The organism is Pseudomonas maioricensis (assembly GCF_022790535.1).
Taxonomy (GTDB): Bacteria; Pseudomonadota; Gammaproteobacteria; order Pseudomonadales; family Pseudomonadaceae; genus Aquipseudomonas; species Aquipseudomonas maioricensis.
This window is the reverse complement of the sequence record NZ_LOHG01000005.1, coordinates 20,771-42,353: the sequence shown is the minus strand read 5'-3', so window position 1 is coordinate 42,353 and position 21,583 is coordinate 20,771. Positions and strand designations below refer to the sequence as shown.

The following is a 21,583-nucleotide window of genomic DNA, read 5'->3' as shown; positions in this document are numbered from 1 at the left end:
CCCCGTTGACTCGGCGCAATCGATCGCGCCGGGTGTCATTTTTGCGGTAATTTTTTCTACGGTGCACTGCGAATGTTTCGACCGTTATCCATTTTTATTGGCACGCGCTACACCCGCGCCAAGCGCCGCAACCATTTCATCTCGTTCATTTCCATGACCTCGATGATCGGCCTGGCGCTCGGTGTGCTGGCGATGATTGTCGTGCTGTCTGTAATGAACGGTTTCCAGCGGGAAATGAGTTCGCGCATCCTGGGCATGGTCCCTCACGCAGTCATCGCAGGCGTCCAGCCGCTGAATGACTGGAAGCCGGTCGCCGACGCCGCGCTGAAAAATCCTGAGGTCACTGCCGCTGTGCCGTTCACTGAAATGGACGGCATGCTGTCCTACAAGGGAGCGATGCAGCCAATCCAGATCAGCGGTGTCGATCCTGCGCTGGAGCATGAGGTATCGATCGTTGCCAAGCATATCGTGCAGGGCAAACTGCAGGACTTGAAAGCCGGTGAGTTCGGTGTGGTGCTGGGCGAGCTGAGTGCTCGCCGCTTCCGCCTTAACGTCGGTGACAAGTTGACCTTGATCGTGCCTGAAGTCAGCAGCGCGCCGGGGGGCATCACGCCGCGTCTGCAACGGTTGACGGTGGTCGGTATCTTCAAGGTAGGTGCCGAGCTTGATGGCTCCATGGCCTTGATCAATGTCGCCGACGCCGCGCAGATTCAACGCTGGCAGCCTGATCAGGTGCAGGGCGTGCGACTGGCCTTGAAAGATCTGTATAAGGCGCCTGAGGTCTCGAAGGTGATCGCTGGCGGGCTGGGTGCGGACTACCGCGCCGATGACTGGACCCACACTCAGGGCAGTCTGTTCAGTGCGATGAAAATGGAAAAAACCATGATCGGCCTGTTGCTGCTGATGATCGTCGCCGTGGCGGCGTTCAATATCATCGCCACGCTGATCATGGTGGTGAATGACAAGGGCGCGGACATTGCGATCCTGCGCACCATCGGCGCGACGCCCCGGCAGATCATGACCATCTTCATGGTTCAGGGAACGGTCATCGGTATCGTCGGCACTATTATTGGCGGCGTGCTCGGGATCATCGCAGCAATCAACGTGAGTAGTCTTGTGGGTTGGGTGGAGCGGGTCAGTGGCCAGCACATCTTCAGCTCCGATGTGTACTTCATCAGCAACCTGCCTTCCGAGTTGCAAGCGGGCGACGTGGTGCTGATCTGTAGCGCTGGCTTCATTCTCAGTTTTCTGGCCACACTTTACCCGGCCTGGCGTGCGGCGCAGATTCAGCCAGCGCACGCATTGCGTTACGAGTAATTGATGGGGTGGGCCTGACAGGTTCCTGTTGTCAGGTCTGCCCGCCAGTGCCGCCCACTTCCGCCTCTGTTTTCGCCACTCTGGAGAACACCATGCCCTCTATCACTCGTCTCTCACTGGTTGCCGCGCTGCTGACACTCAGTCAGCCATTGCTCGCATCGCCGACCCCCGCACTTGCGTTCGGGCACGCTGCGCCAGCCGCTCAGGCCTCGCGCACGATCGAACTGGTTTTAGGTGACATGTATTTCGATCCCAAGGCGGTGCAGGTCAAGGCAGGTGAGACCGTGCGCTTTGTGCTGATCAACAAGGGCCAGTTGCTGCATGAGTTCAATCTGGGTGATGCAGCGATGCATGCCAGTCATCAGCAGGAAATGATCAAGATGCAGCAGAGCGGCATGCTCACGCCCACCGGCATGAATCATCACGCAATGGATCACGGCTCCATGGAAATGAAGCACGATGATCCCAACAGCGTGCTGGTTGAGCCTGGGAAAACCACTGAGCTGACATGGACCTTTGCCAAGGCCGGCAATCTTGAATTCGCCTGCAATCTGCCTGGGCATTATCAGGCGGGTATGGTCGGCAAACTGACAATTACCGAGTAGCCGCTGAAAGCGCGGCGTAAACCCTATAAACTTGTTGGCTTACTCCGATAGCTTCAAGTGATCCAGGTACCGTCATGCATCCTGCAGCCGAACACTCGCCGCTGGGCAAGTCCAGTGAATACATTGCCACTTACACACCGTCACTGTTGTTCCCGATCCCACGTGCCGCGAAATGGGCCGAGCTGGGGTTGACTGCACAGACGTTGCCCTATCAGGGCGTGGACTTCTGGAATTGCTATGAATTGTCCTGGCTGCTGCCATCCGGCAAGCCAGTCGTGGCCATTGCCGAGTTCAGCATCCCGGCTGATTCGCCGAATATCATCGAGTCCAAATCGTTCAAGCTGTACCTGAACTCGTTGAATCAGACGGCCTTTGCTGACCGTGCCGAGCTGATCGCGACTTTGGTGAAGGACTTGTCAGCCGCTGCAGGCAAGCCAGTCGGTGTGCGCATTCGCAGCCTGGCGGACATTGAAAGCGAAGGCGTGGCGACGATGCCGGGGGTGTGCATCGACGAGCTTGATGTGAGTATCAATAGCTACGACCGGCCGCAGCCTGAACTGCTGCGTTGCGATGAATCTCGTGTTGTCGAGCAAAGCCTGCACAGTCACTTGCTCAAGTCCAACTGCCCGGTGACCAGTCAGCCGGACTGGGGCAGCGTAGCGGTGGAGTATCGCGGTGCCGAGCTGGACCCTGCGAGCCTGCTGGCGTACATCGTCAGCTTCCGGCAGCATTCGGATTTTCATGAGCAGTGCGTCGAGCGTATCTTTCTCGACCTGCAGCGCTTGCTCAAACCAGAGAAGCTGACGGTGTACGCACGTTACGTGCGTCGCGGCGGGCTGGATATCAATCCGTATCGCAGCACGGAGTCGATTACCCCGGATAACCGTCGGCTAGCCCGACAGTAGCCAGCAAAAAGCCCGTCACTGACGGGCTTTTTTATGGGGACCGGTTTGCCTTCTCAGGACGTCAAATGCCGATGTTTCCCAAGGTCACGACGATATTGCGCAGTGTGCCTGCGATGCCCGGGTGTTCAAGTTCAAAACGCTCAACGGCAAGATTGACGCCATCGGCCAGGCTAGGATCCTGAGTTACGGACTCCAGCTCGATTTGTGACTGGATCTGCTGCGCCAGGGCTTCCAGATCGGCGCGCTCCGCTTCATTAAGAGGTGGATTCTGCTCCAGTTGCTCGCGCAGGGTATTGAGTTGTTCTTGCAGTTCGCGGGCAGGCATGACGTGCTCCTTCATTGATAAGTCTGTCCCATGGACCCCGGCGTCAGGCCAAAGGTTCGTCATGGGTATGTGACAAGACTAATCCACTCTGGTGCGGCTTGCCTGCAGATTGCGCGTCCAGTCCGGCGCCCTCGCGGCTCGAGCCAGTCCTGCGGGTCTGTGTTTACAGTCCGGGAGTGCGCCCAAAAATTCTATTTCAGGGCTTCTCGCCCTTGGCCCGGCGGAGCGCGATATCGGCCAGGCACGACTCCAGTTCGCCCAGATGATCAATCGCCGAATGCACGCCAAGCGCGTAAAGCTGCAATGTCGCCTGGCCCCGACGGTATTCGCGCTCGGCATCGGTCAGGGCATGCCACTGGGAAGGGGATAGGCCGCACAGTGAGCCACATGACGCGAGGCCGACTGTCCACAGCCCGGCGCTGAGGCCCGCCTGCAGCAAGCGTGGCTCGCCGCTGACGAGTACACAGCCATTCAGTTGGCTGACGTTCAACTCCATAAGCGCCTGCCAGCAAGCATGGGGAGCGGGCCAGCCTGCTCGGGCGGCAGGGGTGGCGCGAATCAGCTGGCTCAATGGTTGAGCCAGCTGATTTGTAAGCTCTTCCGGTAATTCGTCCAGCCATGCACAGGGCACTGCCTGCTGATGCAGCCTCTGTAATGCTCTCAAGGCGCCAAGCGTAGGCAGCGAATGCTCATCGCTCAATTCGGACGCATTGCGCGCTTGCGCACCAAAATCCACCAGGCAGCCGCTCAGGCCAAAAAGAACGGCGGTAAACGCGGGCAGGGGAGCTGTCACGGGCGCGAGCATGGCGATATCTCTGAAATAACGCTGAACGCTACGGGGCATTTGTGACAGTAAGATGAATATCTGGTGATGGTGTTTAAAAGTGTTTTATCGGTCTTACAGGCTCCAATAGCCAAGGTGCTGCCTAATTCCTGTCATATGGCCTTATACTCCCCGCCTTGACGTGTGGGGGCGTAGCGCCCGCTTCATTACTTTTGCCAGGAGTTTCAGCTATGCCCGTGACCGGTGCTGGTGTGTTCAATCGTCTTGCTCAGCTGTGTGTTTGTGCCGGTATGGCGCTGGTGCCAATGGTTGCACAGGCCGCCGAAGAAGATCCGTGGGAAGGTGTTAACCGCGTTGTCTTCCGCTTCAACGACACCATTGATACCTATGCACTGAAGCCTATCGCGCAGGGTTATCAATTCATTGCCCCGCAGTTTGTCGAAGACGGCGTGCATAACTTCTTCAACAACATCGGTGATGTCGGAAATCTGGCCAACAATGTGCTACAGGCCAAACCTGCCGCTGCCGGTGTCGATACCGCTCGCTTGATCTTCAACACCACTTTCGGTCTGCTGGGCTTCATTGATGTGGGCACCAAGATGGGCCTTCAGCGCAGTGACGAAGACTTTGGTCAGACACTGGGTTACTGGGGTGTGCAAAGCGGTCCGTATGTTGTGCTGCCATTGTTTGGTCCAAGCACTGTGCGTGACGCCATTGCCAAGTATCCTGATACCTACACTTCGCCGTACCGCTACATCGATCACGTGCCTACGCGCAACACTGCGCTGGGCATAAACCTGGTTGATACCCGTGCCAGTCTGTTGTCGGCCGAACGCCTGATCAATGGCGACAAGTACATCTTCATTCGTAACGCGTATCTGCAGAACCGCGAGTTCCGCGTCAAGGACGGTCAGGTCACTGACGATTTCTGATTGATGCGATGGAAATAAATAAAGGCGACCTGTGGTCGCCTTTATTTTTTACTATTTGTGAACCAGTTCCGCCGGGGCTCAGTTCATCTTGACGATAGTCAGGCCCAGTTTTTGTCCGCCATCGGCCTCGTCAGTTACCCACACTACCTCTGTTTCTGCTTCAAGGCCCTTGAGGGCTGCATGGTCTGAATCGATTCGCACGCTCAGTTTGTCGCCCACTTTGAAAGTTCTGGGCGCCTGTACCTGCATCCCGGAGCTCGATAGATCAATGCACACAGCCGGGATGACCTGGCCTGCGTAGATCAAACTGATGTCGGCTTCCACGCGCATCCGGATGTAGTCTCGTTTCTCCTCGTAGCTTCGATCATTTAGACTCATGTCTAGTCCTTCGTTTTCGTTGCTGAATTCATGGTTCTTATAACTCTGAGCGATTTGCCGTGTAAAGACGCAAAGTGGGCGCTGGCGCGTGCTTGAAACGCCCGTCGGATGGGAGTACCGTCTGCGCCTTGAAGGGCACCTCTGAAACGCCACTTACAGGATCAAAAGTCCGGTCGTGCGGTCAGAGAGGCTAGAAGCGAATCCAGTACGCAGACCCGTGAACCGGGTTGCCTACGCCAACCTAATCTGGCGCCGTTTGCCCACATGCAGAAAACCAGTGCCACGCTGCTGATAATCGATGACGACGAAGTAGTGCGAGCGAGCCTCGCCGCCTACTTGGAAGACAGTGGCTTCAGCGTCCTGCAAGCTAACAATGGCTTACAGGGCATACAGATATTCGAGCAGGACAAGCCCGATCTGGTGATCTGCGACTTGCGCATGCCGCAGATGGGTGGGCTCGAGCTTATCCGTCAGGTAACGGCGATCGCGCCGGAAACCCCCGTGATCGTGGTATCAGGTGCGGGCGTCATGAATGATGCCGTCGAGGCGCTACGCCTCGGTGCTGCCGATTACCTGATAAAGCCCCTTGAAGACCTGGCGGTGCTGGAACACTCGGTTCGTCGGGCTCTGGATCGTGCGCGTCTGCTTCAGGAAAACCAGCTTTACCGCAAGAAGCTTGAAGCCGCCAACCGCGAACTGGAGGCCAGCCTGCATCTTCTTCAGGAAGATCAGGATGCCGGTCGCCAGGTGCAAATGAACATGCTGCCGATCAGTCCATGGTCGATCGACCAGTTCAACTTCGCCCATGAAATCATCCCGTCGCTTTATCTGTCGGGTGATTTCGTCGATTACTTCCGTGTCGACGAGCGCCGGGTGGCGTTCTATCTGGCAGATGTTTCCGGACATGGTGCTTCATCGGCATTCATTACCGTGCTGCTGAAGTTCATGACCACGCGCTTGCTGTTCGAATCCAAGCGAGGCGGTACACTACCGGAGTTCAAGCCTTCGGATGTCCTCGGCCACATCAACCGCGGTCTGATCAGCTGCAAGCTGGGCAAGCATGTGACGATGGTGGGCGGTGTGATTGACGAGGAGTCGGGGCAATTGACGTACGCAGTCGGCGGTCATCTGCCGTTGCCTGTGATGTATACGCCGGGTGAAGCACGCTACCTGCAAGGTCGCGGTTTGCCGGTGGGTCTGTTTAACGAAGCCACCTATCAGGATCATGTGATCGACTTGCCAGAGTCTTTTAGTCTGACTCTGTTGTCTGATGGCATTCTGGATCTACTTCCCGGTGATACACTCAAAGAGAAAGAGGCCGCATTACCTGAACTGGTAAAAGCGGCGGGCGGCAGCCTGGATGGCTTGCGTCAGACTTTTGGATTGGCCACGCTAGGGGAGATGCCGGATGATATCGCCTTGTTAGTGTTGAGCAGGAACCTTGAATGAGTACCGGTAGAATCCAGTTCGCCGAGCAAGAAGGCACCTTCGTTCTCAAGTTTGTTGGGGAAGTGCGCCTGACCTTATGTTCGGCTTTGGATGCGACTATTGAGCGAATCTTCACCGCTCTGAATTTTTCGGCGGTGGTTATCGACCTGACCGAAACCCGTAGCATCGACAGCACGACGCTTGGCTTGCTGGCCAAGCTGTCGATTTTGTCGCGTCAAAAAGTCGGGCTCTTGCCGACGCTGGTCACCACCCATGAAGACATCACCCGGCTTTTGCAGTCGATGGGTTTCGATCAGGTGTTCAACATTGTCGACCGGCCGATCCCGTGCCCTGAATGCCTGACGGATCTGCCGTCCCAGGATCAGTGCGAAGAAGTGGTCAAGGCCAAGGTGCTGGAAGCGCACAAGATTCTGATGGGGCTCAACGATTCCAATCGCGAAGCATTCCACGATCTGGTCAACGCGCTTGAGCGTCACTGATCAATAAAGACTTTTGATTCGTAACTGAATGACGATCAGCAAAAAGGGCGGCATCCGCGAGGATGTCGCCCTTTTAGTATTTCAGCGCAGTAATTAGACCTTGGCGCTGAGCAATGCTTCGAGTTTTTCCTGGTCGCGAGCGAACTGACGAATACCTTCGGCCAGCTTCTCGGTTGCCATGGCATCTTCGTTGGACGCCCAACGGAACTGGCTCTCGTTGAGTGTTACACGCGGCTCACCGGCGTTGCCCGGGTTCAGCTTGCGCTCCAGTGTGCCAGTGTCTTCCGCCAGCTTTTGCAGCAGGTCCGGGCTGATGGTCAGGCGATCACAGCCCGCCAATTGCTCGATCTGGCTCAGGTTGCGGAAGCTGGCACCCATGACCACGGTCTTGTAGTCATTGGTCTTGTAGTAGTTGTAGATGCGGGTCACGGACTTCACGCCCGGATCTTCGGCTCCGACGTAATCCTTGCCTTCAGCCTTTTTGTACCAGTCGTAGATCCGGCCCACGAACGGCGAAATCAGGAAGACGCCAGCATCGGCACACGCCTGGGCCTGTGCGAAGGAAAACAGCAGAGTCAGGTTGCACTGGATGCCTTTCTTTTCCAGTACTTCCGCAGCGCGGATACCTTCCCAGGTCGACGCCAGCTTGATCAGAATCCGATCCTTGCTGATCCCGGCCTTTTCGTACATATCGATCAGGCGTTGGGCGCGGTCGATACAGGCATTGGTATCAAAAGAGAGGCGGGCATCGACTTCGGTGGAAACGCGGCCCGGCACAACCTTGAGAATTTCCTGGCAGATAGCGACGGCAAAGCGATCAGACGCCAGGCCAATATCGCCATTAGCGCCGCTGAAGGCTGCCTTGAGGCGGTCAGCATTGCTGTCGCTGGAACCGGCCTTGAGCAGCAGGGAGGGGTTGGTGGTCGCGTCGACCGGCTTGAGTTTCTCGATGGCAGCGAAATCGCCGGTGTCGGCAACAACGGTGGTGAATGCTTTGAGTTGATCCAGCTTGGAAGTCATGAGCGTGCTCTGTCCTGTGCGGTTAGGTGACATTACCCGAGCGTTGCTGCCCACTCAAGGGCGCAAAGCGTAACGCCGCGCCAGAACAGGGCGGCCTGCTGCCCGGGTGGGCGAAAACTCGATCCAGACTGGTTGGAGCACGATCTGCGGCACTTGTTCCGTGGGTTCAACTCTGTGGCTTCAGCGACCTTCCAGCAGCCCGGCCGCCTGATCCAGAAGCGCCAATGGATCCTGAGTCTTGTGGATGTCCACCGAAAGTAGTTGCCGGAAGCGGCGTGCCCCTGGGAAACCGGTGCCCAGGCCCAACACGTGACGTGTGACATGGTGCATTGAGCCACCGCTCTGGATGTGCGCTGCAATGTACGGACGCATCGCCGCCAGCGCCTCGGCGCGGGAAATCACCGGAACATCGCTACCGAACAACTGCTGATCGATTTCAGCCAGCAGATAAGGGTTGTGATAAGCCTCACGACCCAGCATCACGCCGTCGAACACCTGCAAGTGTTCCTGGCATTGTTCAAGGGTCTTGATCCCGCCATTGAGGATGATTTCCAGATCAGGAAAGTCGCGCTTCAATTGCGCAGCGACGTCATAGCGCAGTGGCGGGATGTCGCGGTTTTCCTTGGGAGACAGCCCCTCAAGAATCGCAATTCTCGCGTGCACGGTAAAACTGGTGCAGCCCGCTTCGCGCACAGTGCCGACGAAATCGCACAATTGCTCATAACTGTCGCGGCCATTGATCCCGATCCGGTGCTTGACCGTCACCGGTATCGACACCGCATCCCGCATCGCTTTCACGCAATCAGCCACGAGTTGCGGGTGCCCCATGAGCACGGCACCAATCATATTGTTCTGCACCCGGTCACTCGGGCAGCCGACATTCAGATTGACCTCGTCATAGCCCACGGCCTCAGCCATCCGCGCACACGCCGCCAGATCCGCCGGCACGCTACCGCCCAACTGCAACGCCAGCGGATGCTCCGCCTCGTCGTGCTGAAGGAAGCGATGTGGATCAGCGTTGAGCAAAGCGCCAGTGGTGACCATTTCGGTGTAGAGCAGGGCGTTCTTGGAGAGGAGGCGCAGGAAGAAACGGCAATGTCTATCAGTCCAGTCCATCATCGGCGCCACGGAGAAGCGGCGGGAGGGGGCAGGGCTTGTATTACGTGGCTTTGCGGCAATATCTGGTGGCATTTTCTATAGTCAGTTTGGAGCGGGTTTTAGCCTTTTCAGGCTACTTTTTCATGCTCAGTACTAAGTTTTGCATTCGAAAAAATTTTTAGCACTCAAGAAAAGAGCTGGGCACGATCACGCAATGGAAGAATAAAAACAGGTGAAACCAGGTACACGGTACAGATCAGGCTGAGACGCGCCGGAGCCGTAGTTTATCAGGAAGCCCAGAGCTTTGATCGTAAGCAAATTGCCCAGTCCTGATTGATACGTCAGGAGGCCGGGCTGGCAGCGCGAGATGCGATGTGCAGAGCACTGCACCCAGCTGTACCATTTTGCAGGCAGGATTTATCTCTCACAAATTTTTCGGTTTTCTCAACAGTTAGATGATTTCAAAATGATACTATCCCTGCCTTGAATCAGATCGTGTCAGTTCGACACATGGAATCCCGATTGGGAAAGGAAGCCTGAATGTCATCGTTGCAAGCCGAAATGCTGGTTGAGCAGAAAGTCGCGAATGCCAAGAAATCTACTGGTGTCGCTTATCTGCTGTGGTTCTTTTTGGGCGGGTTCGGCGGTCACCGTTTTTATCTCGGCAAAACGGGCACTGCAGTTATTCAACTGATCATTACCTTGATTGGTTGCTTCACCATCTTCCCTCTTATCATTACCGGCATCTGGCTGTTGGTTGATGCTTTTCTGATTCCTGGAATTATTCAGGCAGGCGCCGAAAAAGCTCGTCATGAGGCACGTCTTGAAGTGGCAATACTTCAGCAAAAATAGATTTGCAATAGTCGCTGGCGGCTTGAATTGCGTAGCACGCAAGTCTGTCAGTGGGCTCGTTGAATCAGGGAAGGGCGCCGGCGAGGCGCCTTCTTTGTTTGTGTTTTCCGCAAGCTCGCTACTTCTTCAGTAGGGCGAGTAAATGTATCGCTCTCAATATGCATGACCCAATTTCGTAAGGCCGAAAGGATGCGCTCTGTATCCTGCGACCTTGAGTAATCTGTATCTGTCGGCCGCTCCGTCAGGCTGATACGGTTTACATCCCTTGAGTTTTGAGCTCGCCATGATTGAACTTACCGCTTTCCCGTTCGGTACAACCGACTGGTCGATAATCGAACCTGTAGAACATCCCGGTGAAACCGGTACTGCTTACTGGCGCACCTGCCAGTTTGGTTCGGTCCGTGTGCGCATGGTCGAATACAGCCCCGGCTACCTGGCGGATCACTGGTGCTGGAGAGGCCATATCCTGCTGTGTCTGGAGGGCGAATTGCACACCGAGCTGGAGGATGGTCGCCAATTCGTACTCACCGCCGGTATGAGCTATCAAGTGAGTAATGACGCTGAAGGGCATCGGTCATTTACCACTACCGGCGCGAAGTTGTTTGTGGTGGACTGAAGCGCTTTGAATATCACCCCCATGTCTAGTCGCAGGATCTATTGATGCCGTTTGGTTTTCATAAAATGCATGCCAATGGCGATGACTTCGTCGTTGTGGATACGCGAAACGCTACCAACCCGTTCACCAGTGCCGTTGCCCGGCGATTGGGTGACCGGAATCGGGGCCTTGGCTTCAATCAACTCGCGGTGCTGCTGGATTGCGACGATGCTGCGGCACGCTTGATATTCTGGAACGCGGACGGCTCTGCGCTGGATGCGTGTGGAAGCGCGACGCGGGGTGTTGCGGATCTGTTGATGCGTGAAGCGGACGTCACGTCGGTAACGTTAAGGACGAATCGCGGCTTGTTGGCGTGCGAGCGAACGTCTAACGGTGATATCGCGGTCGACATGGGCAAGCCGCTCTTCGGCTGGGCCGATATTCCGCTGGCCCTGGAGCTGGACTCGGTTGTTTTGCCACTGGCTGGCCGTCCAACAGCTTGCAGCATGGGCAATCCACACTGCACGTATTTCGTAGAAGATCTGGCCGATGTCGATATCGCGAAAATCGGTCCGGCGCTTGAGACCAATGACTTGTTTCCGCTCAAGACGAATGTGCATTTCGTTCAGATTATGAGTCGGCAGCATATTCGATTACGCATCTGGGAGCGTGGGGCTGGCATTGCGCTCGGTTCAGGCTCCTGCTCCTGCGGCGCGGTTGTGAACGGTATTCGTCGTGGCCTGCTGGACCCGTGTGTCGAAGTCGAGTGCGATGGCGGAAGCGTAACGGTTCGCTGGGACGGCAGAGGGCCGGTGTTTCTTATCGGCTCGGTAGAGAGTGTTGCGTCGGGAGTGATCGCGGACAGCCTTTTGGAGTCCCTTGCCTGAGTCGGTAGGACCGCGCGGTGAACGAGCGATATGTAGGAGCTGCCGAAGGCTGCGATAGCGGTTAATGCTTCGCAGCCTTCGGCAGCTCCTACAAGAAATGCACTTTACTTGTCAGGAAACGGCAGCGACAGCAGCCAATGGCTGAAGGCATTCAACGATGGCAAATGCTGGTAACGTGTCGCGTAGACGAGGTAGTAGCTGCGCCCGCTGTCCATCGAGTCAAACAGTGCAACGAGTTCGCCGCTCTTGAGCTCGTCCTGTACGAGAATTTCAGGGACCAGTCCGATCCCGATGCCTGCCGAAACTGCCTGAATAAGATGCGCCGTGAGTTCGAAGCTCGGGCCGGATCTCATGTTTCGGTGGTCGACATCATGGCTGTCGAACCAGTCCGACCAGGCGCTGGGCCTTGATACCACGTTCAACAGCGCGTGCTCGGCCACGTTAGCCGGTGACATGGCCCGGTACTCAGGCAGGGCAGTGGGGCTGGCAACGACGACGAGCTTTTCGCTGAGCAACTTATGCGAGATGTAGCCTGGCCATTCGCCTGAGCCGACGCAGATGATGGCGTCCATGTCGTGAGTCGTGGGCTGGGCTTCCGCCTGAATAATCCGTGAGTGGATGTGCACCAGTATCCCGGGGTGTTTTGCATAGAACTCATGCATGCGCGGCAGCAGCCACTTCGAACCCAGGGTTGGCAGGACTGCCAGATTCAATGGCCCGCCATCATTCTTGTAGGAAATGGTCTGCAAGGTTGCGCTGCGAATGCGCCCCAGCGCTGCCGCCAGCTCATGCTGATACAGCGCACCTGCGGCGGTCAGTTCGATCTTGCGCCCGTCACGCCGGAACAGTTCGACTTCAAGTTGAGCCTCCAGCGTCTGCACCTGCCGACTGACAGCGCTCTGGGTCAGCGTCAGTTCCTCGGCTGCCTTGGTGAAGCTGCCGTGCCGGGCGGCGGCCTCAAAAGCGATCAACAGCGACATCGATGGGGTCAGTCTTCTAGGGTTCATTCATAACACTCATGCAAACCCAGCAGGAATTACGCTTGTGACCAAGCCTGAGAGGCGCAAAAATTAACAAAAAATAGAGTCTGATGCTCTGCGTGCGATAAGCCGAGCATGCCCAACGTGAATGCATAGATTAGCTTTTTAGCCTGTAGGAATTCCACATGATTGCCCGGTTGCCGCTGCCTGATGTCCAGAACACCACGTACGAAGCATTCCTCGACGCGCTCCAGACTGCGGGTTTTCGTGGCGAAATAGTGCGTGATTATGGCGCCCGTACGGTATTGGCAACTGATAACTCGATTTACCAGCGTCTGCCCCAGGCGGCGGTGTTCCCTATGGATGAACAGGATGTAGCGGTTGTTTCCCGGCTGGTCGCTGATCCTCGGCACAGCAAGGTCGTCCTCACGCCCCGTGGTGGTGGCACGGGCACCAATGGTCAGTCGTTGACTGACGGGGTTGTCGTTGATCTGTCTCGCCATCTGAACAACATCCTTGAGATCAATGTCGAGGAGCGTTGGGTCAGGGTGCAAAGTGGTGTGGTCAAGGATCAACTCAACGCCGCGCTCAAGCCTCATGGGTTGTTCTTCGCGCCCGAGCTTTCGACGTCAAACCGCGCGACTATTGGCGGTATGATCAACACCGATGCAAGCGGGCAGGGCAGCTGTACTTACGGTAAAACCCGAGACCATGTGCTTGAGCTTTCCACGGTGCTGCTAGGTGGTGATCGCCTGGACAGCATGCCGATTGATGCCGATAAACTTGCAGCACTTGTCAGTCGCAGTGATCGTTCAGGTGAGGTGTATCGGTGTGCGCTGGGCATTATTGATACTCAGGCTGGACTGATCGAAAGCACATTTCCCAAGCTCAATCGCTGCCTGACCGGATACGACCTGGCGCACCTGCGCGAGCCGGACGGTCGTTTTAACCTGAACAGCGTTCTGTGCGGTTCCGAAGGCTCACTCGGCTTCATCGTTGAAGCTAAATTGAATGTCTTGCCGATTCCCAAGTATTCGATTCTGGTGAACGTGCGTTACGCGGCGTTCATGGATGCGTTGCGCGACGCAAAAGCGTTGATGGAAATGAAGCCTCTTTCCATCGAAACCGTCGATTCGAAAGTCCTGATGCTGGCGATGAAAGACATAGTCTGGCACGGCGTCGCAGAGTACTTCCCGGAAAACCCCGACACGCCGACACTGGGCATCAATATCATTGAGTTCAGCGGCGATGATGAAGAAGTCGTTCAGCAAAAAGTCCATGAATTCGTCTTGCACCTGCAGCGCGACACGTCTGTTGTGCGACTGGGTCACACCCTTGCGGTAGGCGCCGACGCGCTCAAACGTATCTATGCCATGCGCAAACGCGCAGTGGGCTTGCTCGGCAACGTCAAAGGCGAAGCCAGGCCGCAGCCGTTTGTGGAGGACACCGCTGTTCCCCCTGAAAACCTCGCTGACTTCATCCATGAGTTCCGGGCGCTGCTGGACAGCTACAGCCTGCAGTACGGCATGTTTGGTCATGTCGATGCTGGCGTGTTGCATGTTCGGCCGATTCTGGACATGAAAGATCCGCATCAGGCGGCCTTGATCCGGCCGATTTCCGACGCTGTTGCGGCCCTGACGCAAAAGCACGGCGGTTTGTTGTGGGGCGAACATGGCAAGGGCTTACGCTCCCAGTACGTGCCTGACTACTTCGGTGAGCTTTATCCTGCTTTGCAGGCACTCAAGGCGGCGTTTGACCCGCACAACCAGCTCAACCCGGGCAAGATCGCAACACCGGGGACTGTGCCGAGCGCTCAACTGACCCGTGTCGACGAGGTCCGTTTGCGTGGCGAACTGGATCGCACCATTGATGAGCGCGTGTGGCGCAGCTATGACGCGGCGCTTCACTGCAACGGCAATGGCGCGTGTTACAACTTCGACCCTGATGACGCCATGTGTCCTTCGTGGAAGGCCACGCGCAACCGTATTCACTCTCCCAAGGGGCGGGCCTCGCTGATCCGTGAGTGGCTACGACTGCAAGGGGCGCAGGGTGTTGATGTTCTGAATGCCGCCTCCGGGGCGACGCAGAATATCGCCCGGCGAGCGGTGAATACCGTCAGGCAGAAGTTGGGACAGGATGATTTTTCCCACGAGGTCTACGACGCGATGGCAGGTTGTCTGGCGTGTAAGTCCTGCGCCGGGCAATGTCCTGTGAAAGTAAACGTGCCGGAATTCCGCTCGCGTTTTCTTGAGCTCTACCACAGCCGTTATCTGCGTCCGCTCAAGGATTACCTGATCGGTTCGCTGGAATACACCGTTCCTTATATTGCCAGGATGCCGCGCCTCTATAACTTCGTCATGAGTGCACGTCCGGTTCGCTGGGGGCTGGAGCGCATGGCGGGGATGGTCGACAGTCCTTTGTTGAGCCTGGTGGACTTTGCCGCCGTTTGCCGACGCTGGAATGTCGAGATCGCGACACCACAGCGCCTCGCAATCCTGTCAGATGCGCAGCGGGCAACAAGTGTGATCCTCGTTCAGGATGCATTCACCCGGTTCTTCGAAACCCCGTTGCTGGCTGATTGGGTGGAGCTGATCTCAAGGCTTGGCTACAAGGTTTATCTGGCCCCGTACGCGCCCAATGGCAAGCCGCTGCAGGTGCAGGGTTTCCTCAAAGCGTTTGAAAAGGCTGCCAGCTTCAACGGCCAGTCACTGTTCAGTCTGCAGCAGTATCAGATTCCATTGGTGGGACTGGATCCGGCGATGACCCTGGTTTATCGGCAGGAGTACGCCAAGGCTCTGGATGCCGACAAGACACCTTCGGTGATGCTGGCGCAGGAGTGGCTGATCAATGCACTGCCGGACGGCGAAGCGCTGAAAGAAGCCGAGCCTTATCACTTCCTGCCGCATTGCACGGAAAAGACCAACGAGCCCGGCAGTATCGGTTTGTGGCAGAAGATCTTCGAACGGGCAGGGCTGAAATTACAGGTTCAGGCCAGTGGCTGTTGTGGAATGTCAGGCACTTACGGGCACGAAACGCGAAACGCTGCGACGTCGGACATCATCTACGGGCAGTCGTGGAAGCTGCTCATCCAGAAATTCAACACGTCCGGGCGGGTTGTCGCCGATGGCTATTCCTGCCGCAGCCAGGTCAAGCGTCAGGAGGGGACAACGGTGCTCCATCCGCTGCAGGTTTTGCTGGCGCGCTTGAGGGAAGTCGCAGGCTGAGTTGGCCACGTTCTGTTGGAGCGGTGCTTGCCCGCGAATCAGTCGATGAGGTACATCAGATGTACCGCGTCACCGTTCTTCGCGAGCAAGCTCGGCTCCTACAGATGGTCGTCGTCCTCGTCCTTGAATGGCTACTGCGCGTGCAGCGGGTAATCCACATAGCCTTCGGCAGTGCCGCCATACACCGTCGCCGGATTGATCGGATTCAACGGCCAGTCGTTGGCGATACGGGCTGGCAGGTCCGGGTTGGCAATGAACGGGCGGCCGAACGCAACGAGGTCAGCCAGGCCTGAGTCCAGCAGTGCCGCGCCGCTTTGCGAGGTATAGCGACCGGCATACATGATCGCCCCGCTGAACGTGCTTCTCACGTCACGACGAAACGCTTCAGGCATCGCAGGCGCGTTATCCCAATCCGCTTCGGCGATGGACAGATAGGCAATACCGGCATTCTCGAGAACTTTGATGGCTTCGATATACGTGGTGTGCGGATCTTCCTCCACCAGGCCCAGGTACGTACGGGCTTCATCAGTGCTGGTGAACAGTGGTGCGAAACGTACACCGACTTTCTCTTTGCCGATGCACTCGGCGACACCGGCGACGATCTCACGCAAGAAGCGCAGGCGGTTATCCAGCGAGCCACCGTATTGATCTTCGCGGTGATTGCTGTGAGCTGATATGAATTGGTTAACCAGATAACCATTGGCGCAATGCAGCTCGATGCCATCGAAGCCGGCGTCTATCGCGTTACGTGCCGCTTGAATGTAGAGCTGAACAAGCTCCTGAACTTCATCGGTAGTCAGCGCTCTCGGTACGGAAGGTTTAACCAGTTCGCCTGCACCGGGTGCGGTTTCGATAAACACGCTTACCTGGTCTGCCGCAATGGCAGAAGCCGATACGGGCGCGGCGCCATTCGGTTGCAGCGCGGTATGGGACACCCGGCCGACATGCCACAGCTGAGCGAAGATAACGCCTCCTTCTGCATGCACCGCTTCAGTAACTTTGCGCCAGCCTGCGATTTGTTCTGGTGTGTAGATACCCGGTGTCCAGGCGTAGCCCTGACCGCGCGGTTCGATTTGCGTGCCTTCTGTGACCAGAAAACCGGCCCCTGCGCGCTGGCTGTAATACTGCGCCATGAGTTCGTTAGCGATGTTGCCTGGCTGCGTGCTGCGTTGCCGGGTGAGGGGCGGCAGTACGATGCGGTTTTTGAGCGTGTGATTACCCAATCTGGTTGGGGTAAAGAAATGGCTGTTGGTTGTTAAGTCGTTCATTGGTCTGCCTTGGTCGACGTTGAATGTCTAATATTTATTAGACCAGTCGACTATTTTTCATCTAAAAATAATGGACGCTTTGCCGGTCGGCTTGGCGTCCACGGTAATCGTGTCGCAGGGCGTTTGAAGCGTGAGAGTCAGCCCAGTTTTTTCAGTAACGCTGCAGCGACTGCTGCGGAGCTGGCAGGGTTCTGGCCAGTCACCAGTTGCCCGTCTTCAACTACATAAACCTGCCAATCGCCAATCTTCGAATAGTCGCCGCCCAGACGCTGGAACTCGTCTTCGATCAGGAACGGCACCACATTGGTCAGGCCAACGGCTTCTTCTTCAGAGTTAGTAAAACCGGTGACTTTACGACCGCTGACCAATGGCTTGCCGTCTGCACCTTTGACATTAATCAGCACACCCGGTGCGTGGCAGACGAAGCCGTGAGGCTTGTTGCTACGGTCAAAGGCTTCAATCAGTGCAATAGAGTCCTTGTCTACGGCCAGATCCCACAATGGGCCGTGGCCACCTGGGTAGAAGACGGCATCGAAGTCTTCAGCGCGGACACCCGACAGCAGGCCGGTGTTGGCGAGGACGCGTTGCGCCTCAGGGTCTTTGCGGAAACGATCCGTCTCAGCGGTTTGCGCATCCGGCTCGTCACTTTTTGGATCGAGCGGTGGCTGACCGCCGGCCGGGGAGACGACGGTGATCTCGGCACCGGCATCCTTGAAGGCGAAATAGGGAGCGGCAAACTCTTCAAGCCAGAAGCCGGTTTTTTTGCCGGTGTTACCCAGTTGATCGTGAGAGGTCAGAACCATAAGAATTTTCATAAAGCACTCCTTGAAGAGGAAAGGTTGGTCAATGAAGCAGAGTGGACATCTACGGCGCCAGTGCTTCTGGTGACCGATGGAGCAGAGCTTAGATTGAAAATAGACCAGTCGTCTAGAGTTTTTTTCAGATTGCTGCCCTGAAGGTTTGTCTCGTACACGGGAGGTTGGTTCAAAACTAGACGACTGGTCTAATGTTTGCTATTTTTCGCGCATGAAACCAACTTATGACGATACCCGCCAGCATTTGCTCGACACCGGCCACCGCATGATGGCGGGCAAGGGCTTTACCAGTGTGGGGCTCAGCGAGCTCCTGCAAGTGGCTGGCGTGCCCAAAGGCTCGTTCTACCACTACTTCAAATCCAAGGAGCAGTACGGGCAAGCCTTGCTCGAAGATTACTTCGCGGGCTATCTGGCGGACATGGATCGACGTCTTGCGCTGCCAGGGTTAACGCCTTGCGAGCGACTGATGGATTATTGGTTGGGATGGCAGCAGCGATGCGTCGAGCCGTTCAGTGGCAATGAGTGCCTGGTGGTCAAGCTGAGCGCCGAAGTGGCTGACTTGTCCGAGTCGATGCGCATCACATTACGTGACGGTGCAGAGCAAATCGTGTCGCGCATCACCGCCTGCATCAAGCAGGGCCAGGCCGACGGTTGCTTGCCTGGCAACGACGCGCGACAGCTGGCCGAAACGCTGTATCAGATGTGGCTGGGTGCGAGCCTGCTGAACAAGCTGCAACGCGATGGGCAGCCATTGCAGACGTCTATGAGCACGACCAGACAGCTGTTGGGTGTCTCAGACAGCGTTTGATTGGTTGGGACAAGATTCGATTTATGCGACTACGGTTTTGTAGGAGCTGACGAGCTCCGCGAGGCTGCGATAGCGGTGTGACTGACATACCGCTTCGCGACCGTCGTAACCTCCGATGGCTCCTACAGGGATCAGAGTTGCGATTTCGATGAGCAATCAGATCCCGCTTGTTTGCAGCTTTGACGCATCCAGTGTGCCGTGGGCATGTGCAGCAACAGACCTCTGTTGCAGGCAGTAATCCAGACTGCCCACCAACCACATGGCGTAGGTCATCAGTTCCACCCCTTCTTCTACCGCTGTCTTGGCCAGGCGCGCATAACCGTCGTCCAGAATCAGATGCCATAGCGCTCCCATGCCAAATACCCGGGAAAATACCAGCACGCACAATCCGGTCGACAAGGTCCCGAACGCCGGTGTTCGGGTGAAGGCTGCCAAAGCGCGGAGTGTGTCCTGACGGTTTGCCGGGTTGAACGCAATCGTCACTGACGTAATGGCGATCAGCAGAAATGGCCAGCACCAGGCGCTGTGACTGATAGGGTCAAAAAGGCCGTCGAGCTCCCTCATCAACAGGCAGGCAAAGAAACCTGCGACCAGTGTCTTGAAGCCTTTCTGCCCCTCATTGGCCGGTGAAAACCAGAAGAGCAGGGCGCAGGCGAAGAGCATCAGTTCCTGAGTGATTTCGGTAAATGAAATTTCCAGCAACTGCGTATCAAATACGGCGATATCCAGCCAGAGCATCCCGAAAACAACGCCCGTCAGTACCAGCTTGAGCAGCAGCATGAGTGACGCGGTTTTTAAATCTTTGAACGTGAGGGGCAAAACAAAAGCTCCTGGCTTGCGGATGCAACACGATGTGTCGCGGCTCGCAAGGGGACGCTATTTCATTAATAATTTCAAATGCTTCCGTTGATTGTCGGAATTGATGAAATTCATACTCATGATTATCTGCCGGGCGCGTAACGCTTTATCGAGTTATCGGGATGCTTGTTTCGCGTCGACATCACAACGATAAGCCTGGTCTTTCTGAGTGCTCAGCAACGTTTGGCGCTCGGTTAATTTCGCAGTGATATTGTTCCAGGCAATACTGCCCAGCGGCACTCGAAGCGGCATCACGTCAGCCTGTGCAATCGCGATCATCTCGTTGGCAATTTTGATCGCATCACCCATGGACGGACTGAATTCGCCACTTTCGAGGCGTTTACGCAGGTCGCCCACCGGGCTGTTTTCATAAGCCGCTGACGGTTGCGCACTGTCGATGCCTGCCAGGAAGTTCGTACCCGTCGGGCCGGGCTCCAACAGGCACATCTGGATGCCAAAGGGCGCGACTTCCTGAGCCACTGCTTCGATAAAACCTTCCTGACCCCATTTGCTGGCGTGGTACAGGCTAAAGCCCGGATAACTGATCCTGCCACCTTCAGAGCTGACCTGCAAAACCCGGCCTTTCCGTTGTTTACGCAGATGAGGTAACAGCGCTTGGATAAAAAAAATCGAGCCGAGCAGATTGGTCTCGATCTGGCGCCTGATCTGGTCCGACGAAAGCTCTTCTGCTGCACCAAACGTTCCGTAACCGGCATTGCTGATAACGATGTCGATATGCCCCAGTGCCTGAAATGCTTCAGCAACAGCCGGGACGATGCGTTCGCTATCAGTGAGGTCCAGTTGAATGGGGATGAGTGCCGCCGGATAGGTTTTTGTCAGGTCGTCGAGTGCCCCGGCGCTGCGGTAGGTTGCAGCAACCCGGTCACCGCGTTTAAGCAGCGTTTCGGTCATCAGTCTGCCGAAGCCGGAGTTTGCTCCGGTGATAAACCATGAAGTGCTCATGTTGATGTCCTCATTTATGTGTGTATTTCAAACCAAGAATGGGACTGTCATGCTGTTCTGAATAGACCATCAATCACGAACAGGCTGATCGAAAATTGCCACTAATCAACGAGCTCAATTTGAAAAGCCTGCGTATGGCGTTGGCCGTCGCTGATATCGGCAGCTTCCGCCGCGCAGCTCATTCGCTTGAGATGGCGCCGTCGAGCCTCAGTCATGCGATTACCGAGCTTGAGCACACACTCAAACTGCGCCTGTTTCATCGCACCACGCGCAGCGTTGCGCTGACGGTGGAGGGTGCGGCTTTCCTGTGTCGTATTCGGCCAATACTCGGCGACCTGAGCGTCGCCCTCGACGAAATCAATCAACAGCATGAGGGCCGCATCAGCGGGGAGCTGCGCATCAATACCCCGTTTGCCGCGGCACGTTATTTGTTGAAAGAGGTGGTGCCGGACTTCATGAGGCTCCATCCGGGCATCGAGCTTGAGCTACGTCACGAAGAGCGGCCGGTGGACATCGTCGCTGATGGCTGTGACGCAGGTATTCGACTGGGCGCGAGTGTTCCGGCCGATATGATTGGAGTGGCGTTTGGTGGCAAGGCACGTTTTGTTCCCGTGGCGTCTCCAGATTATCTTCAGCAATACGGCCGTCCTGCGCATCCTGCAGACCTGATGGCGCATAAATGTATCCGGGTCAGAATGCCCAGAGGTGAGCGCTACGCCTGGGAGTTTGGGCGTCAGGGCGAGGAAATAGAGCTCGATGTGCCGGGTTCGCTGACCGTCAACCGAATGGCCCTGATGATAGAGGCTGCCGAAAGTGGTCTGGGGGTCGCGTTCGTTCTGGAACACGCTGTGGCGCAAAGTCTTGCTGACGGGAAGCTGCAGGTGTTGTTGAGCGACTGGTGCCCGGACGAGCCGGGGTTGATGCTCTATTACCCGGGGCGGCGCAATGTGCCTGCGCCGTTGCGGGCGTTTATCGGGTTCATTAAAGCGTTGGGTGGTTGAGGGCTGGTTGTTGCGACGAAAGGCTGCGATTGGATTACGT

At 56.4% G+C, this 21,583-nt stretch carries 22 protein-coding genes; 12 read left to right on the top strand and 10 right to left on the bottom strand.

All coding sequences use genetic code 11. The features are described from left to right. Positions 1-72 precede the first annotated feature (72 nt). The 3 genes from AUC61_RS09660 to queF all read left to right on the top strand — a co-directional run bounded on the left by AUC61_RS09660 (position 73) and on the right by queF (position 2,827). A complete protein-coding gene (locus AUC61_RS09660) occupies positions 73-1,317 on the top strand; it encodes a lipoprotein-releasing ABC transporter permease subunit (RefSeq protein ID WP_243245700.1) in 1,245 nt (414 codons plus the stop codon). A 92-nt stretch (positions 1,318-1,409) separates the two neighbouring features. Further along, complete coding sequence (gene copI, locus AUC61_RS09655; protein ID WP_243245699.1) at positions 1,410-1,922, top strand: copper-resistant cuproprotein CopI; 513 nt, start codon at positions 1,410-1,412, stop codon at positions 1,920-1,922. Between the two features lie 74 nt (positions 1,923-1,996). After that, positions 1,997-2,827: an NADPH-dependent 7-cyano-7-deazaguanine reductase QueF gene (gene queF / locus AUC61_RS09650; RefSeq protein ID WP_243245698.1), complete on the top strand. Its 831-nt coding sequence runs from the start codon at positions 1,997-1,999 to the stop codon at positions 2,825-2,827. A 61-nt stretch (positions 2,828-2,888) separates the two neighbouring features. On the opposite strand, the gene AUC61_RS09645 is transcribed toward queF, so the two are convergent. Beyond that, positions 2,889-3,152 carry a DUF4404 family protein gene (locus AUC61_RS09645; protein WP_122666465.1) on the bottom strand — a complete coding sequence of 88 codons (264 nt, stop codon included), beginning with the start codon at positions 3,150-3,152 and terminating at the stop codon, positions 2,889-2,891. Positions 3,153-3,348: 196 nt separating this feature from the next. After that, positions 3,349-3,957, bottom strand: coding sequence for an HAD superfamily inactivated hydrolase PcrP (locus AUC61_RS09640; RefSeq protein ID WP_243246046.1), 609 nt, complete (start codon positions 3,955-3,957; stop codon positions 3,349-3,351). A gap of 209 nt (positions 3,958-4,166) precedes the next feature. On the opposite strand from AUC61_RS09640, the gene AUC61_RS09635 reads away from it, so the two are divergent. Beyond that, positions 4,167-4,868 (top strand): MlaA family lipoprotein, encoded by a 702-nt coding sequence (locus AUC61_RS09635; RefSeq protein ID WP_122666467.1) that lies wholly within the window; start codon positions 4,167-4,169, stop codon positions 4,866-4,868. 78 nt (positions 4,869-4,946) lie between these two features. Here the strand turns inward: AUC61_RS09635 and AUC61_RS09630 are convergent, their stop codons facing one another. Then, complete coding sequence (locus tag AUC61_RS09630) at positions 4,947-5,246, bottom strand: PilZ domain-containing protein (RefSeq protein WP_243245697.1); 300 nt, start codon at positions 5,244-5,246, stop codon at positions 4,947-4,949. Between the two features lie 264 nt (positions 5,247-5,510). Here AUC61_RS09630 and rssB point away from each other — a divergent pair, with 264 nt between their 5' ends. Then, positions 5,511-6,695, top strand: coding sequence for a two-component system response regulator RssB (gene rssB, locus AUC61_RS09625; protein WP_243245696.1), 1,185 nt, complete (start codon positions 5,511-5,513; stop codon positions 6,693-6,695). After that, the gene (gene rssC / locus AUC61_RS09620; RefSeq protein WP_122666469.1) at positions 6,692-7,174 is read left to right on the top strand and encodes an anti-sigma factor antagonist RssC; all 483 of its coding nucleotides are present in this window, start codon (positions 6,692-6,694) and stop codon (positions 7,172-7,174) included. Before rssB ends, rssC begins: the two co-directional genes overlap by 4 nt. Before the next feature lie 93 nt (positions 7,175-7,267). Here the strand turns inward: rssC and tal are convergent, their stop codons facing one another. Next, entirely contained in the window at positions 7,268-8,194 is a 927-nt protein-coding gene (gene tal, locus AUC61_RS09615; protein ID WP_243245695.1) for a transaldolase, read from the bottom strand. A gap of 180 nt (positions 8,195-8,374) precedes the next feature. Continuing rightward, positions 8,375-9,385: a tRNA dihydrouridine(20/20a) synthase DusA gene (dusA, locus tag AUC61_RS09610; RefSeq protein WP_243245694.1), complete on the bottom strand. Its 1,011-nt coding sequence runs from the start codon at positions 9,383-9,385 to the stop codon at positions 8,375-8,377. Between the two features lie 447 nt (positions 9,386-9,832). Between dusA and AUC61_RS09605 the strand changes: the two genes are divergently transcribed. The 3 genes from AUC61_RS09605 (at position 9,833) to dapF (ending at position 11,626) form a co-directional block, all read left to right on the top strand. Continuing rightward, positions 9,833-10,144 carry a TM2 domain-containing protein gene (locus tag AUC61_RS09605; RefSeq protein ID WP_243245693.1) on the top strand — a complete coding sequence of 104 codons (312 nt, stop codon included), beginning with the start codon at positions 9,833-9,835 and terminating at the stop codon, positions 10,142-10,144. Positions 10,145-10,430: 286 nt separating this feature from the next. Continuing rightward, entirely contained in the window at positions 10,431-10,760 is a 330-nt protein-coding gene (locus AUC61_RS09600; protein ID WP_243246045.1) for a DHCW motif cupin fold protein, read from the top strand. A gap of 44 nt (positions 10,761-10,804) precedes the next feature. Further along, a complete protein-coding gene (gene dapF / locus AUC61_RS09595) occupies positions 10,805-11,626 on the top strand; it encodes a diaminopimelate epimerase (RefSeq protein WP_243245692.1) in 822 nt (273 codons plus the stop codon). 104 nt (positions 11,627-11,730) lie between these two features. Here dapF and AUC61_RS09590 read toward each other — a convergent pair whose 3' ends face one another. Then, entirely contained in the window at positions 11,731-12,633 is a 903-nt protein-coding gene (locus AUC61_RS09590) for a LysR substrate-binding domain-containing protein (RefSeq protein WP_243245691.1), read from the bottom strand. 158 nt (positions 12,634-12,791) lie between these two features. Between AUC61_RS09590 and ydiJ the strand changes: the two genes are divergently transcribed. After that, positions 12,792-15,830, top strand: coding sequence for a D-2-hydroxyglutarate dehydrogenase YdiJ (ydiJ, locus tag AUC61_RS09585; protein WP_243245690.1), 3,039 nt, complete (start codon positions 12,792-12,794; stop codon positions 15,828-15,830). 131 nt (positions 15,831-15,961) lie between these two features. Here the strand turns inward: ydiJ and AUC61_RS09580 are convergent, their stop codons facing one another. Then, the gene (locus tag AUC61_RS09580; RefSeq protein ID WP_243245689.1) at positions 15,962-17,098 is read right to left on the bottom strand and encodes an alkene reductase; all 1,137 of its coding nucleotides are present in this window, start codon (positions 17,096-17,098) and stop codon (positions 15,962-15,964) included. Positions 17,099-17,235: 137 nt separating this feature from the next. Continuing rightward, the gene (locus AUC61_RS09575) at positions 17,236-17,913 is read right to left on the bottom strand and encodes a type 1 glutamine amidotransferase domain-containing protein (protein WP_243245688.1); all 678 of its coding nucleotides are present in this window, start codon (positions 17,911-17,913) and stop codon (positions 17,236-17,238) included. Positions 17,914-18,124: 211 nt separating this feature from the next. Between AUC61_RS09575 and AUC61_RS09570 the strand changes: the two genes are divergently transcribed. Continuing rightward, on the top strand, positions 18,125-18,721 hold the full coding sequence (locus AUC61_RS09570) for a TetR/AcrR family transcriptional regulator (RefSeq protein ID WP_243245687.1): 597 nt from the start codon (positions 18,125-18,127) through the stop codon (positions 18,719-18,721). A 156-nt stretch (positions 18,722-18,877) separates the two neighbouring features. Here AUC61_RS09570 and AUC61_RS09565 read toward each other — a convergent pair whose 3' ends face one another. Beyond that, positions 18,878-19,540 carry a hypothetical protein gene (locus tag AUC61_RS09565; protein WP_243245686.1) on the bottom strand — a complete coding sequence of 221 codons (663 nt, stop codon included), beginning with the start codon at positions 19,538-19,540 and terminating at the stop codon, positions 18,878-18,880. 153 nt (positions 19,541-19,693) lie between these two features. Further along, the gene (locus AUC61_RS09560) at positions 19,694-20,542 is read right to left on the bottom strand and encodes an SDR family oxidoreductase (RefSeq protein WP_243245685.1); all 849 of its coding nucleotides are present in this window, start codon (positions 20,540-20,542) and stop codon (positions 19,694-19,696) included. 119 nt (positions 20,543-20,661) lie between these two features. Here AUC61_RS09560 and AUC61_RS09555 point away from each other — a divergent pair, with 119 nt between their 5' ends. Then, positions 20,662-21,543 carry a LysR family transcriptional regulator gene (locus AUC61_RS09555; RefSeq protein WP_243245684.1) on the top strand — a complete coding sequence of 294 codons (882 nt, stop codon included), beginning with the start codon at positions 20,662-20,664 and terminating at the stop codon, positions 21,541-21,543. The last annotated feature ends 40 nt before the right edge of the window (positions 21,544-21,583 follow it).

Excerpts from the sequence above, each read along its gene's own strand:
- AUC61_RS09560 (WP_243245685.1), bottom strand. The coding sequence starts at position 20,542 with ATGAGCACTTCATGGTTTATCACCGGAGCAAACTCCGGCTTCGGCAGA.
- AUC61_RS09635 (WP_122666467.1), top strand. The coding sequence starts at position 4,167 with ATGCCCGTGACCGGTGCTGGTGTGTTCAATCGTCTTGCTCAGCTGTGT.
- ydiJ (WP_243245690.1), top strand. The coding sequence starts at position 12,792 with ATGATTGCCCGGTTGCCGCTGCCTGATGTCCAGAACACCACGTACGAA.
- rssB (WP_243245696.1), top strand. The coding sequence starts at position 5,511 with ATGCAGAAAACCAGTGCCACGCTGCTGATAATCGATGACGACGAAGTA.
- AUC61_RS09570 (WP_243245687.1), top strand. The coding sequence starts at position 18,125 with ATGAAACCAACTTATGACGATACCCGCCAGCATTTGCTCGACACCGGC.
- copI (WP_243245699.1), top strand. The coding sequence starts at position 1,410 with ATGCCCTCTATCACTCGTCTCTCACTGGTTGCCGCGCTGCTGACACTC.
- AUC61_RS09645 (WP_122666465.1), bottom strand. The coding sequence starts at position 3,152 with ATGCCTGCCCGCGAACTGCAAGAACAACTCAATACCCTGCGCGAGCAA.
- tal (WP_243245695.1), bottom strand. The coding sequence starts at position 8,194 with ATGACTTCCAAGCTGGATCAACTCAAAGCATTCACCACCGTTGTTGCC.
- AUC61_RS09640 (WP_243246046.1), bottom strand. The coding sequence starts at position 3,957 with ATGCTCGCGCCCGTGACAGCTCCCCTGCCCGCGTTTACCGCCGTTCTT.
- rssC (WP_122666469.1), top strand. The coding sequence starts at position 6,692 with ATGAGTACCGGTAGAATCCAGTTCGCCGAGCAAGAAGGCACCTTCGTT.
- AUC61_RS09580 (WP_243245689.1), bottom strand. The coding sequence starts at position 17,098 with ATGAACGACTTAACAACCAACAGCCATTTCTTTACCCCAACCAGATTG.
- dusA (WP_243245694.1), bottom strand. The coding sequence starts at position 9,385 with ATGCCACCAGATATTGCCGCAAAGCCACGTAATACAAGCCCTGCCCCC.
- queF (WP_243245698.1), top strand. The coding sequence starts at position 1,997 with ATGCATCCTGCAGCCGAACACTCGCCGCTGGGCAAGTCCAGTGAATAC.
- AUC61_RS09660 (WP_243245700.1), top strand. The coding sequence starts at position 73 with ATGTTTCGACCGTTATCCATTTTTATTGGCACGCGCTACACCCGCGCC.
- AUC61_RS09575 (WP_243245688.1), bottom strand. The coding sequence starts at position 17,913 with ATGAAAATTCTTATGGTTCTGACCTCTCACGATCAACTGGGTAACACC.
- AUC61_RS09590 (WP_243245691.1), bottom strand. The coding sequence starts at position 12,633 with ATGAACCCTAGAAGACTGACCCCATCGATGTCGCTGTTGATCGCTTTT.
- dapF (WP_243245692.1), top strand. The coding sequence starts at position 10,805 with ATGCCGTTTGGTTTTCATAAAATGCATGCCAATGGCGATGACTTCGTC.
- AUC61_RS09605 (WP_243245693.1), top strand. The coding sequence starts at position 9,833 with ATGTCATCGTTGCAAGCCGAAATGCTGGTTGAGCAGAAAGTCGCGAAT.
- AUC61_RS09630 (WP_243245697.1), bottom strand. The coding sequence starts at position 5,246 with ATGAGTCTAAATGATCGAAGCTACGAGGAGAAACGAGACTACATCCGG.